The sequence below is a fragment of the uncultured Ruegeria sp. genome (assembly GCF_947504215.1).
GTDB lineage: Bacteria > Pseudomonadota > Alphaproteobacteria > Rhodobacterales > Rhodobacteraceae > Ruegeria.
This window is the reverse complement of the sequence record NZ_CANNGO010000001.1, coordinates 876,116-888,873: the sequence shown is the minus strand read 5'-3', so window position 1 is coordinate 888,873 and position 12,758 is coordinate 876,116. Positions and strand designations below refer to the sequence as shown.

The 12,758-nt window shown below is 58.7% G+C and carries 9 protein-coding genes; 3 read left to right on the top strand and 6 right to left on the bottom strand.

What is annotated here, in order from left to right; genetic code table 11:
• Nucleotides 1–2: 2 nt before the first annotated feature.
• The 5 genes from Q1B21_RS04345 to xdhA all read right to left on the bottom strand — a co-directional run bounded on the left by Q1B21_RS04345 (nucleotide 3) and on the right by xdhA (nucleotide 7,364).
• Nucleotides 3–1,085: an ABC transporter permease gene (locus Q1B21_RS04345; RefSeq protein ID WP_299077149.1), complete on the bottom strand. Its 1,083-nt coding sequence runs from the start codon at nucleotides 1,083–1,085 to the stop codon at nucleotides 3–5.
• A 63-nt stretch (nucleotides 1,086–1,148) separates the two neighbouring features.
• Nucleotides 1,149–2,666 (bottom strand): ABC transporter ATP-binding protein, encoded by a 1,518-nt coding sequence (locus Q1B21_RS04340; protein WP_298933714.1) that lies wholly within the window; start codon nucleotides 2,664–2,666, stop codon nucleotides 1,149–1,151.
• Nucleotides 2,663–3,598 (bottom strand): xanthine dehydrogenase accessory protein XdhC, encoded by a 936-nt coding sequence (gene xdhC / locus Q1B21_RS04335; protein ID WP_299886324.1) that lies wholly within the window; start codon nucleotides 3,596–3,598, stop codon nucleotides 2,663–2,665. The genes Q1B21_RS04340 and xdhC overlap by 4 nt, the downstream gene beginning before the upstream one ends.
• Nucleotides 3,598–6,006, bottom strand: a complete 2,409-nt coding sequence (gene xdhB, locus Q1B21_RS04330; protein WP_299886322.1) for a xanthine dehydrogenase molybdopterin binding subunit — start codon at nucleotides 6,004–6,006, stop codon at nucleotides 3,598–3,600. The genes xdhC and xdhB overlap by 1 nt, the downstream gene beginning before the upstream one ends.
• Complete coding sequence (gene xdhA / locus Q1B21_RS04325; protein WP_299886319.1) at nucleotides 6,003–7,364, bottom strand: xanthine dehydrogenase small subunit; 1,362 nt, start codon at nucleotides 7,362–7,364, stop codon at nucleotides 6,003–6,005. The genes xdhB and xdhA overlap by 4 nt, the downstream gene beginning before the upstream one ends.
• A gap of 344 nt (nucleotides 7,365–7,708) precedes the next feature.
• Here xdhA and dnaE point away from each other — a divergent pair, with 344 nt between their 5' ends.
• The 3 genes from dnaE (at nucleotide 7,709) to Q1B21_RS04310 (ending at nucleotide 11,893) form a co-directional block, all read left to right on the top strand.
• The gene (gene dnaE / locus Q1B21_RS04320; protein WP_299886316.1) at nucleotides 7,709–11,209 is read left to right on the top strand and encodes a DNA polymerase III subunit alpha; all 3,501 of its coding nucleotides are present in this window, start codon (nucleotides 7,709–7,711) and stop codon (nucleotides 11,207–11,209) included.
• 91 nt (nucleotides 11,210–11,300) lie between these two features.
• The gene (locus Q1B21_RS04315) at nucleotides 11,301–11,519 is read left to right on the top strand and encodes a glycine zipper 2TM domain-containing protein (protein ID WP_299077135.1); all 219 of its coding nucleotides are present in this window, start codon (nucleotides 11,301–11,303) and stop codon (nucleotides 11,517–11,519) included.
• A 5-nt stretch (nucleotides 11,520–11,524) separates the two neighbouring features.
• Nucleotides 11,525–11,893 (top strand): hypothetical protein, encoded by a 369-nt coding sequence (locus tag Q1B21_RS04310; protein WP_299886312.1) that lies wholly within the window; start codon nucleotides 11,525–11,527, stop codon nucleotides 11,891–11,893.
• A 43-nt stretch (nucleotides 11,894–11,936) separates the two neighbouring features.
• Here the strand turns inward: Q1B21_RS04310 and Q1B21_RS04305 are convergent, their stop codons facing one another.
• The gene (locus Q1B21_RS04305) at nucleotides 11,937–12,695 is read right to left on the bottom strand and encodes an SDR family NAD(P)-dependent oxidoreductase (RefSeq protein WP_299886309.1); all 759 of its coding nucleotides are present in this window, start codon (nucleotides 12,693–12,695) and stop codon (nucleotides 11,937–11,939) included.
• Nucleotides 12,696–12,758 lie beyond the last annotated feature (63 nt).

Genomic DNA, 12,758 nt, shown 5'->3' with positions numbered 1-12,758 from the left:
GCTCAGGCTACCTCGCTACGGGCCGCACGGATGCGGTAATTGGTCAAAAGATCAAAGGCCAAGAGGAAGAACAGAAGCATCCCCTGGAACACCTGAATGGCGGCGGCCGGCAAACCCAATTGGGATTGTGCAATTTCACCGCCAATATAGGTCAGCGCCATCAGCCCACCGGCTAGCAGGATACCCACCGGATGTAGACGGCCCAGAAACGCCACGATGATCGCGGTGAAACCATAGCCGACGTTGAAATCGATGCTGACCACACCAGAGGGGCCAGAGACCTCGAACATACCGGCCAACCCGGCCAGCGCGCCGGAAAGGCCGAGGCAAAACAGGATCAAGCGGGCCGGGTTCACACCAGCAAATTTAGCGGCGCGCGGAGCCTCACCCGTAAGGCGGATGTGAAACCCCAACATGTGCCGGTTCAGCAGAACATAGGCAAAGATCACGGCAATCAACGCGGTCACAACACCCCAATGCATGCCAGATCCGGAGATCAGCTCGGCGTTATGGGCAGCGTCGTAGGATTGCAGGTTGCGCGAGCCGGGAAAGCCAAAACCCTCGGGGTTCTTCAGTAACCCCAGTGAGACTGAGGCCAGCATCTGCTCAGCCACATAAACCAACATCAGCGAGACGAGGATTTCGTTGGTGCCAAACCGCACTTTCAAAAAGGCCGGAATAGATGCCCAAAGCCAGCCACCAAAGGCCCCGGCCAGCACCATGATCGGGAAAACATAGAACGCATCAATTGGATAAAACGCCAGACCGGCCCCCGCCCCAAAGATTGCACCCATGATGTATTGCCCTTCGGCACCGATGTTCCAGATGCCGGCGCGAAAGCCCAGCGACAGGCCGATCGCAATCAGCACCAATGGCGCGCCTTTCACCAGCAATTGCGGACGATAGTAGAACGCAAATTCGCCAAACAGAGGCTCCCAAAAAATGGTGCCAATGGCTTCGATCGGGTTCTTGCCCAGAATGGTGAACAAGATGCCCCCGAACACCATCGTTGCCAGCACAGCCACCAAAGGGGTCGCATAGGACCACGCCTTGGACGGCTGAGGCCGCTTCTCCAACACAATCACACGCTCATCCCCCCGCGTTCTTCATCTTTTTGTAAATACTCTCGCCGAAGGCGATTCTGCGGCTCACACATGAGCAACCTCCATGCCATGTGCGCCGCCCATCATCAGGCCAATCTCTTCCACGGTCAGACCGGTCGTCTCGCGCGGAGCGCTTAACCGCCCTTCGTTCAGCGCGGCAAAGCTGTCTGAGATTTCCATGAGCTCATCCAGGTCCTGACTGATGCACACAACCGCGGTGCCTTTTGCGGCCAGATCTAGAATGGCCTGTCGGATCGCGGCCGCCGCGGCCGCATCCACGCCCCAGGTTGGTTGGTTCACCACCAGCACGTCGGGATCTTGCAAAACCTCTCGCCCGATGACGAATTTCTGCAGGTTTCCGCCCGACAAGGACCGCGCCGCGTTCTCGGGGCCGGGTGTGCGAACGTCGAACGCGTTGATGATCTTCTCGGCAAAGCTTTGGGTTTCGGCCCACTTCAGGAAACCGTTGTTTTCCAGCCCTTCGCGGACCGATCCGGTCAGCAATGCGTTCTCGGTCAGGCTCATGTCAGGCGCCGCGGCATGGCCCAGCCGCTCCTCTGGCGCGGTCAGGACGCCCAGCTTGCGCCGCGCGGTGGGTCCAAGCTTGCCAATAGGCTGACCGGCGAATTTAATGGCATCAGCTGCGGTCGGAATTTCACCTGACAGCACGCCCAGCAATTCGTCTTGGCCGTTTCCGGCGACCCCGCCGATGCCCAGAACCTCACCTTTGCGTACCGTCATATGCACATTCCGCAGTGCGGTGCCGAATTCTGAGGGCGACGGCACCGACAAGCCGCTGACATCCAGTGCGACATCGCCAAACTCACGCCCGCTGCGCTCTGGTGTCTGCAAGGTCGATCCGACCATCATCTCGGCCATATCGCGCGCCGAGGTCTCAGACGGAACACATTCGCCGACGTTCTTGCCTAAACGCAGGATCGTGGCGTGGTCACACAGCGTCCGGATCTCTTCCAGCTTATGCGAGATATACAGGATCGAGGTCCCCTCGGACCGCAACTTGTTCAGGGTCTCGAACAGAATCTCAACCTCTTGCGGCGTCAGAACCGAGGTCGGTTCGTCCATGATCAGCAGCTTTGGGTCTTGCAGCAGGCAGCGAATGATCTCGACCCGCTGCCGCTCACCGGCTGACAGGTCACCAACAGTTCGAAACGGGTCCAGCGGCAGGCCATAGGTCTCGGATACCTCCCGGATGCGCGAGGCCAAATCCCCCATCGCAGGTGGGTTCTCCATCCCCAACGCAATGTTTTCGGCCACGTTCAGCGCGTCAAACAGTGAGAAATGCTGGAACACCATCGCGATCCCATCGGCGCGCGCTGCGCGGGGCTCGGATGGTGTAAAGGACTGCCCCCGCAGCAGCATTGTGCCGCTGTCGGGTTTCACCAAGCCATAGATCATCTTAACGAGCGTGGATTTGCCCGCGCCGTTTTCGCCCAACAAGGCGTGAACCTCTCCCTCACCGATGTCAAAGGACACCTGATCATTGGCCACGACGCCGGGGTAGGCTTTGGTCAGCCCTTGCAGGCTCAGAAGTGGAGTGGTCACGCGCTCAGGTCCTTCTTCAGTTCGTTCTGCCGGGCTGGGCGCAGGATCTGCGCCGCGACACCAATGGCGATCATCTGCGGGTGCTTACCCAGTGATGGGTCACCAATTGGGCAGGTGATCCGCCCGATCCGCTCAGGCGAATGCCCAAGGGCCGCCAGTCGCGACCGAAACCGTGCCCATTTCGTAGCCGACCCAATCAGTCCCGCAAAGCGGAAATCGTGCAAAAGCAGCCTGTTGCACAGTTCTAGGTCTAGATTGTGTGAATAAGTCAGCACAAGATGTTCGGCATCGTGCGGGGCGTGGCGGACAAGCTCGGCGGGTTTCGCCGCGGGCACGGTGGTTACGCCCGCTGGTACCATTTCGGGAAATCGCTCTGGTCCGGTGTCAACCCAGGTAATGGCCAGATCAGGGAGAGGTGCCAGAACATCAACCAACGCGCGACCAACGTGGCCAGCGCCCCAGATCCAAAGATGACGAGTTGGGTTATGCACCGGCTCTACCATCCAGCCATCGATGAGTTGCGGATCTGGCTGCGCACCCTGTCCACGGGCCTTTGCCAGCAAGCGCTTCACCGACAAAGGCATCTCACCACAAGATACCGAACGAGCAATAATGGCGTCGTCCAGGCAGTCTACAGCTGCTCGGTCATAGCTCTCGCTGAGCAGCGTCACCGCCCCTCCGCAGCATTGTCCCATATCTGGCCCAAGCGCGTGTTGAGTCAGGCGGGACTTCGCAGTCTGCAACCGCGCCGCCTCAGCTGCCTGAAATTCCAAAGTGCCGCCGCCGATTGTCCCGCTTTGACCCGTCTTCCAAACAAGCATCGAAGCCCCAACCTCGCGGGGGGACGATCCCTTGATCCCGGCGACCACAACGCGGACCACGATGCCGTGGTTAATGACCGCCTCCCTCAAAGCCTCCCGATCAAATCCCATCAGGTATCTCCCCTTACCCGTTGGACGCCGTGCCAGACCTGTTCAGCCGTGGCGGGGGCGTCCAGCGCCGGATAGCGAGTGCCGCAGGCTGCCACCGCATTCGACAGCGCCAGCCATGCCGATATGCCCAGCATGAACGGCGGTTCACCCACCGCCTTGGACCGATAGATCGTGTCCTCTCGGTTCTCCGCGTCCCAGAGCGCCACGTTGAATACGTCGGGCCGGTCAGAACAGGCCGGGATCTTGTAAGTCGACGGCGCGTGGGTACGAAGGTTGCCCTTGTCGTCCCAGATCAGTTCTTCCGTCGTCAACCAGCCCGCGCCCTGTACGTAGCCACCTTCTATCTGCCCGATATCCAATGCAGGGTTCAGCGACGCGCCTGCATCATGCAGGATATCCGTGCGCAGGATGCGGTTTTCGCCTGTCAGGATATCCACCGCAACCTCTGTGACCGAGGCTCCGTAAGCGAAGTAAAAGAAGGGCCGACCGTGCCCCTTGATGCGGTCCCATTCGATCCTGGGGGTTTTGTAGAACCCGGTTGCGGACAGGCTGACTCGCCCCTGATAGGCAAGCGCCGCTGCCTCGGCAAAACTGTAGCGCTCCTCGCCAACTTCCACATGACCGTCGGTGAAACGAACGCTTGACGGATCGGCCTGATGGCGTTCGGCCAGATAGTCCGCCATGCGGTCCCGGATCGTATCGCAGGCGGCTTTGACCGCCATCCCGTTCAAGTCACTACCGGACGATGCCGCCGTGGCCGAGGTATTCGGCACCTTGGCCGTATCAGTTGCGGTGATCTTCACCATCTCCAAAGGGATGCGAAAACGCGACGCCGCAACCTGCGCCACTTTCTGGAATAGCCCTTGACCCATCTCGGTGCCGCCATGGTTCAGATGGACCGAGCCATCCTGATAGACATGCACCAGCGCACCCGCCTGATTTAGATGTGTCAGCGTGAAAGAAATACCAAACTTGACCGGAGAAAACGCAATGCCTTTCTTGATCACGGAATTCTTGGCGTTCCATTGTGCGATGGCCGCTTTACGCGCTGCGTAGTCGCTGGAGGCCAGCAGGGCGGTCGTCATGCCATGCAATTCAAAGTCACTAACTTCCATGCCGTAGGGCGTCGTGTTACCGCCTTCAGGTACCGGGCGGACCGGCGTGTTTGGCGGCGCAATTTCCACCGCGCCGCGGCTGGTCAGATCTTCGTGCGGATCAGGGTGCCCCAGTGGCTTCGGTGTTGGCGCGAGGTCGGCAACCGCATGCGCAGGCTCATAGTAGTTCCGTTGCCGCAACTCGACCGGGTCAAGCTTCAGTTCATGGGCCGCGTGGTCCATGACGCGTTCGATGCCGACCATGCCCTGCGGACCGCCGAACCCGCGATAAGCGGTGGCGGATTGCGTGTTTGTCTTAAGCCGATGGCTCTCGATCCGCGCATTCGGAAGCAGATAGGCATTGTCCGAATGCAGCATGGCCCGATCCGCGACTGGCAAAGACAGGTCCTGCGCCCAGCCGCAGATCGCGTAGTGCAGGAAAGAAACCCCCTGAATATGACCGTGCTCGTCAAACCCGGCGCGGTACGAAATGCGGAACGCATGGCGCTTGCCGGTGATGATCATATCGTCATCCCGATCGTAGCGCATCTTGCAAGCCTTACCGGTCGCACGCGCCGCGATCGCGCAGGACACGGCCAAGGCGTTGCCCTGGCTTTCCTTGCCGCCAAACCCTCCGCCCATGCGGCGGGTCTCGACACGGACCGCGTGCATGGGAACGCCCAACGCATCCGCAACTTTGTGCTGAATCTCAGTCGGGTGCTGGGTCGAGCTGTGCACCAGCATATCCGCTCCCTCATTAGGCACGGCCAACGCTGCCTGACCCTCCAGATAGAAATGCTCCTGGCCACCAATCTCGAACGTGCCCTCGATCACATGGGTCGCGGCTGAAATGGCGGCCTCAGCATCACCCTTGGCATAGATGCGTGGGCCATCTTCGAACCGACTGTCGGCGGCCAATGCCTCTTCCACTGTCAGGATCGGCGTCTCTTCGGCATAGTCGATCTTGCCTAATCTTGCGGCTTTGCGCGCGGCTAGATGGCTGGTCGCGACCACAAGGAAAACAGGCTGACCGATGTAGTGAACGGTGCCGTTGGAAAGCAGGGGTTCATCATGGATAGAAGGGGAGACATCGTTGGCAAACGGAAGGTCTTCTGCTGTCATCACCATCAAAACGCCGTCTGCCGTCTTCACTGCAGACAGATCCATGGTCTTGATCGTACCCTTGGCAATCGAGCTGAGGCCAAAGGCCAGATGCAACGTTCCCTTGGGCGTTGGGATGTCATCCACATAGCGGGCAGTGCCAGACACATGCAGCGGCGCCGCGTCGTGGGGGAGGGGTTTGGTCACGCTCATGCCGACACCTCCAGCACATTGGTCGCTTCGCCCTGATCCTCAAGGAAATAGCGTTCAAGCAATGCCTTGGCCGTTTCAAGCCGATAGAGTGCCGAGGCGCGCATGTCCGTCATCGGGGTAAAGTCGTCGGCAAAGGCGGGGATAGCGGCCCGGATGGTTTCAAGGGTCCAGGGCTCTCCGACCAGCGCGGCCTCGACACATGCAGCCCGTTTTGGAATGCCCGCCATGCCGCCAAAGGCGATCCGTGCGTCGGCAACGACACCGTCCACGACCGAAATCTTGAAACATCCACACACCGCCGAGATATCCTGATCGAACCGTTTGCTCAGTTTGTAGCATTTCAACCGGTCTGTCTGACGCGGGAAGCTGATGGCTTCGACGAATTCGCCGGGCGCGCGGTCCTGCTTGCCATAGTCGATGAAGAAGCTTTCCATCGGGATCGAACGTCGCACGTCGCCCTTACGTAAATGGACGGCAGCACTCAGCGCAATCAGCGCAGGCGGGTTGTCTCCGATGGGGGATCCGTTGGCGATGTTGCCACCTAGGGTAGCAGCGTGGCGCACCTGTACACTGGCATAGCGGCGGATCATCTCAGCGTAAGACGGATGCAGATCCGCCAACGCCTCACCCATCCGGTTCATATCGACCATGGCCCCAAACCGGATTTCGTCCTCTGTGATGGCGATTTCTTTCAGATCGTCACAGCCATTCAGGAAAATTACCGCATCCAGATCGCGTAGCTGCTTGGTGACCCACAGGCCCACATCGGTCGCACCGGCGACCAGGGTCGCGTCCGGGTATTGCGCGTAGATCCGGGCCAGTTCGTCCGACGATCCGGGCAGCAGGGAAGAAGTCACCTGCGTTGTTACGGGCGTGTCTTTCACCCAAACCGGTACGGGGTGCTTTTCTACGGCTTCGGCGGCGCGAATGATCGGCGCGTATCCCGTGCAGCGGCATAGGTTGCCCGCAAGTTGGGTGTCGTGATCCGTGGCGCCATTGATGTGGCTGGAAACCATCGACATCACGAAACCAGGCGTGCAGAATCCGCATTGCGACCCGTGCAGGTCGACCATCGCCTGTTGAACCGGGTGCGCCTCGCCAAGTGGGCCGCTGGCCCCTTCGACGGTGCGCACGGCCCTTCCATGCAACTGAGGCAGAAACAGAATACAGGAATTCAGAGCTTTCGCGCCACCCTCATCTGTCACCATGACGGTGCAGGCCCCGCAATCGCCTTCGTTGCAGCCCTCCTTGGTGCCGGTGAGGCCGCGATCTTCGCGCAGCCAGTCCAGCAAGGTCGCTGTCGGATTGACATCCGCCAGCTCCACTGTCTCTCCGTTCAGAAGAAACGTGATGTTCATTCGTGAAACCCGTCGCGTTACCCGGTTGCGCCCCTCGGTGCCCTCCTTCGATGCGACGTAGAAAGAGTGGCGGGCTGGTAGCTTGCCATAAGATGTTAGAAACAGCGTGCGTGATCTGGCAAGAAAAACTACCTGTAATATGCACCATTCCATCAATGCAGCGTAAGATCGTCGTGTGTGTGTAGTGTTTAATTGTTTGGAATTAAAGTATTTTATGCTGGGGGTCGGCGCCGCCTTGCGAAGCACCTTCTGAAAAAGCCGAATAATCAACGATGATTTTTTTGACAGTTGGTGGTTAAGGTTCCGGCTTTTGCGCGACCGCCGGCTGCGATAGCTTGCGTGGTATGAGCAGTATTCCCCGATTCATTCACCTCCGCGTTCACACCGAATATTCCCTGCTGGAAGGCGCCGTACGGCTGAAAAAGCTGCCGGGTCTTTGCGAGAAGATGGACATGCCGGCGGTCGCGGTGACCGACACCAACAGCATGTTCTCGGCATTGGAGTTTTCGGTGTCCGCCAGTGATGCAGGTGTCCAGCCGATCATGGGATGCCAGGTTGACCTGACCTATGTGCAAGCGCAACCCGGTGAAAAGCCCAAGATCCCGGCACCGCTGGTGCTGCTGGCCCAGTCTGAGGTTGGGTATGAGAACCTGATGAAACTCAGTTCCTGCCTCTACGTGGACAAGGGCGGTCAGTTGCCGCAAGTCACTTTGGAGGAACTGGCAGAACGTTCCGACGGCCTTATCTGCCTGTCCGGCGGGCCGGACGGGCCGGTGGGACGGCTGCTGCAACAAGGTCAGCGCCCAGCAGCCGAAGCCTTGGTGGATCAGTTGGCGTCGATGTTCCCGGACCGGCTTTACGTTGAGTTGCAACGTCACCCCGGCGAGGATGGTCAGCCCGAGGCCGAACGCTTGACTGAACGCGGTCATGTCGAGATGGCCTATGCAAAGAACTTACCACTGGTGGCCACAAATGACGTCTATTTCCCCACCTCGGGCATGTATGAGGCGCATGACGCGCTGATCTGCATTTCTGAAGGGGCTTACGTGGACCAGCAGGCCGGTCGCCGCCGCCTGACCGCGCAGCATTATTTTAAGTCGCAGCAGGAAATGGTCACGTTGTTTGCGGACCTGCCTGAAGCTATCGAGAACACGATAGAGATCGCCAAACGCTGCGCCTTCATGGCCTATCGCCGCGATCCGATCTTGCCTAAATTCGCGGATGATGAGGTCGCCGAACTGCGCCGCATCGCCAATGAGGGTTTGCAAAAACGCCTTGCCGTGATCCCGCATGCGGTGACGCCTGAGGAATATCAGGAACGGCTGGATTTCGAACTCGATATCATCGAAGGCATGGGCTTTCCTGGCTATTTCCTGATCGTCGCGGATTTCATCCAATGGTCTAAGGATCAGGATATTCCTGTTGGTCCGGGGCGAGGCTCTGGCGCGGGCTCTCTGGTGGCCTATGCGCTAACGATTACGGACCTTGACCCGCTGCGCTATTCGCTCCTGTTCGAACGTTTCCTGAACCCCGAGCGTGTCTCGATGCCAGACTTCGACATCGACTTCTGCATGGACCGCAGGGAAGAGGTGATCCGTTACGTGCAGCAAAAATACGGGCGCGACAGGGTAGGGCAGATCATAACCTTTGGTGCGTTGCTGTCCAAGGCTGCCGTGCGCGATATCGGGCGGGTCCTGCAAATGCCCTACGGTCAGGTGGATCGCCTGTCCAAGATGATCCCTGTCGAGGGTGTGAAACCCGTCTCCATCGAAAAAGCACTGAAAGACGAACCCCGCCTGCGCGAGGAGGCCCGCAATGAAGAGGTCGTCGACCGCTTGCTCACCTACGGCCAACAGGTTGAAGGGTTGTTGCGGAACGCTTCGACCCACGCGGCAGGTGTTGTGATCGGGGACCGCCCTCTGGACGCGCTGGTGCCGCTGTATCAGGATCCGCGCTCCGATATGCCCGCGACCCAGTTCAATATGAAATGGGTGGAGCAGGCCGGGCTGGTGAAGTTCGACTTTCTTGGTTTGAAGACGCTGACTGTGATCCAGAATGCGATGGATCTGATCTTCAAGTCCGGGCGCGATTTGCACATCGCCCCTGACGGCACCGAGCTTTATGAGCCCGCTGAAGGGGCGGTAAACCAGATCAACGCCATCCCGCTGGATGACGAAGCGACATACAAACTCTATTCCGCCGCCAAGACGGTGGCAGTGTTTCAGGTGGAATCCAGCGGCATGATGGATGCGCTCAAGCGCATGAAGCCGGACTGTATCGAAGACATCATTGCCCTCGTCGCGCTCTACCGTCCCGGCCCGATGGAGAACATCCCCAAGTTCTGCGAGGTCAAGAACAAGCTGAGCGAGCGGGACACGCTGCACCCGTCCATCGACCACATCCTGGACGAGACCCAGGGCATTATCGTCTATCAGGAACAGGTGATGCAGATCGCTCAGGAAATGGCGGGTTACAGCCTAGGCGGCGCGGACTTGTTGCGCCGCGCAATGGGTAAGAAAATCCAGGAGGCGATGGACGCCGAACGGCCCAAATTCCTCAAAGGTGCGGCTGAAAACGACGTGGATGAAGCCAAGGCGACCGAGGTTTGGAACCTGCTCGACAAGTTCGCCAATTACGGCTTCAACAAATCCCATGCCGCAGCCTATGCCGTCGTCAGTTATCAAACAGGCTGGCTGAAAGCCAACCACCCGGTCGAGTTCATGGCGGGTGTCATGAATTGTGATATCCATCTGACCGACAAACTGGCTGTGTATTTCGAAGAGGTCCGCAAAGGGCTGGAACTGCCATATGTGCCACCTTGTGTGAACCGGTCACAGGCAACGTTTGACGTCAATGAAGGGCATTTGGTCTATGCGCTGGGCGCGCTCAAGAATGTGGGTGTCGAGGCGATGAACCTTGTGATTGAAGGACGCGGTGCGAAGCCATTCGTCAATCTTTTCGACTTTGCCCGCCGGGTCGATCTTAAGAAAGTTGGTAAACGTCCGCTTGAGATGTTGGCGCGGGCAGGGGCATTCGACGAACTCGACAAAAACCGTCGCCGTGTATTCGATAGCCTCGATCCGTTGGTACAGTATTCGGCGGCTATTCACGAACAGAAGAATTCGAACCAGGTGTCGCTGTTTGGTGAGGCGGGTGATGATTTGCCCGAACCGCGCCTGTCGCCGACGCCAGATTGGTTACCGGCCGAGCGCCTGAGCGAAGAGTTCAAGGCAATTGGCTTCTACCTGTCTGGCCATCCCCTGGATGACTACATGCCGGCGTTGAAACGCAAACAGGTTCTGACCTTGGACGAGGTGATGGAAAAGGCGCGATCCGGCCCGTTGATCGCAAAGATGGCGGGAGTGGTTGCGGGGCGTCAGGAACGGAAATCCGCCCGGGGTAACCGCTTTGCCTTTGCGCAATTGTCTGACCCAAGCGGTGCTTACGAGGTCACTCTGTTTTCCGAAACTCTGGAAAAATCGCGCGAGTTTTTGGAAACCGGTGCGCAGGTCGTGCTGACCGCTGAGGCAACGATGGAGGCCGATCAGCTCAAACTGCTGGGGCGCTCAGTTGGACCAATTGATTCGGTTGTTGCTGACGCAGGCGCCACCGGTCTTCGGATTTTCGTGGATCAGGCTCAGGCGGTGCCAACGCTCGCCAAAGTGTTGGAAGACGCCGCCAGCGCCGCACGCAGCGCGGCCAAAGGCCCAATCCAGCTTTGTTTGCTGGATCCAGGATTGCCCGGTGATGTTGAACTGGACCTGGGTCAGGATTTCCCCATCAATCCACAGATCAAAGGTGCGCTGAAGTCGCTGGAAGGTGTGATGTCAGTCGAAGAGATCTGACCGACGACGGCTTTGTTGCCAGATAGTCCAGGCCTCGCTAGGCTGAATTCAGAATGTGTATTCAAGGGTCAGATCACAGGAGAGCGCCCAGATGAAAATTGCGGATACCGGTTTCAGAACAATCACTTTCGCCGCGGCTGCGTCGTTGGTGCTGCTGTCAGCATCGGCGGGGCTTGCCGACAACAAAAAGAAGAAGAATACGATCGAAGGCGCGTTGATCGGCGCGGGGGTTGGCGCCCTGATCGGAGACGGCAAGGGCGCAGCCATTGGCGGTGTGGCCGGGGCATTTATTGGACACAACTGGAAGTGAATGCGATGCGTATGACCCCCTTAAGAGCCGTATTGGCAAGCGTTTGTGTAGCACTGCCAAGCGTGGCCTTTGCTGATGAGGCCGCCGAACAAATGGTCCAGGATGCGTTGCCCGTGATGTACCATACCTGTGTCTCAGTCGTAGAAGAGGCAGACGGGGATGAAGCCTTTATCTATGCCGTCGTCGAAAAGCTGACCGCCGTATCGATCTATAACCGTCAGATCGACATCAATGACCACGCGGCCTCTAACGAGGAAAAAGCCAAACTGCATCAGGCGTTTGTGGAAGCCCTGCGCGACGGGTGCGCGGATGACAAAGACGCACTGCTGGCTGGTGTTGTTGACAATGCGGTGAAATCAACGCTGGGACTATGATGGGCTTATCGCCAGGTCTGTTGCGGCTTAGCTTCGTAACCACCTAACAATCCTGGCGAAGCGCGGGCAACCCGACGCCGGTGCTGTCAAACCCGCCATCGGATGCGATCACCTGCCCGGTCACATAGCTGGCCTTGTCCGAGCACAGAAAGCAGATCACCTCGGCGATCTCTTGTTCCGACCCATAGCGGTTCAAGGGGATCGCGTCGTGATAAGCTGCGATGATCTCGGGCGTGTGCACGGCCATCGCCAGTTTGGTGCGGACCGGACCGGGACAGACACAGTTGGCCCGGACACCATACTCTCCCAGTTCCGCTGCCTGCTGTTTCGTCAGGTGAATAACCCCTGCCTTTGATGTGCCATATGCCACGCGCAAAGTGCTGGCGCGGAGCCCTGATATTGACGCGACATTGACGATTGCGCCTTTGCTGGTCTTCAAGGGCTGCACAGTCGCTTGACTGACCAGAAATACACCGTCGAGATTGGTTTCCATGACCCGTCGCCAGGTCGCAAAATCCGCCTCTTCGATAGGACCAAAGTCCGCTACGCCGGCATTGTTCACAACCGCGTCGATCCGCCCGAAATGGTGGAGTACCGCCTCAACCATTTCGGATACTTGCTCCGGGACCGAGATGTCGTAGAAAAACGGCTGCGCACTGTCCAACCCCTCAGCGGCCAGCTTCAATTCATCCGCGTCCCGGTCTACCATTGCGACCTGCCACCCTTGTTGTAAAAACAGCTTTGTGGTGGCCAAGCCGATGCCACGGGCAGCCCCGGTCACAAGCGCAAGTTTTTGGGTCATCGGCTATCTCCGTCTGCTGCCTTTTGGGGCGGCTTGCATCGTTCAGGGTGTTGTACAAGTCGT

Coding starts and splice junctions, on each gene's coding strand:
- xdhC (WP_299886324.1), bottom strand. CDS start 3,598: ATGGGATTTGATCGGGAGGCTTTGAGGGAGGCGGTCATTAACCACGGC.
- xdhB (WP_299886322.1), bottom strand. CDS start 6,006: ATGAGCGTGACCAAACCCCTCCCCCACGACGCGGCGCCGCTGCATGTG.
- xdhA (WP_299886319.1), bottom strand. CDS start 7,364: ATGAACATCACGTTTCTTCTGAACGGAGAGACAGTGGAGCTGGCGGAT.
- dnaE (WP_299886316.1), top strand. CDS start 7,709: ATGAGCAGTATTCCCCGATTCATTCACCTCCGCGTTCACACCGAATAT.
- Q1B21_RS04315 (WP_299077135.1), top strand. CDS start 11,301: ATGAAAATTGCGGATACCGGTTTCAGAACAATCACTTTCGCCGCGGCT.
- Q1B21_RS04310 (WP_299886312.1), top strand. CDS start 11,525: ATGCGTATGACCCCCTTAAGAGCCGTATTGGCAAGCGTTTGTGTAGCA.
- Q1B21_RS04305 (WP_299886309.1), bottom strand. CDS start 12,695: ATGACCCAAAAACTTGCGCTTGTGACCGGGGCTGCCCGTGGCATCGGC.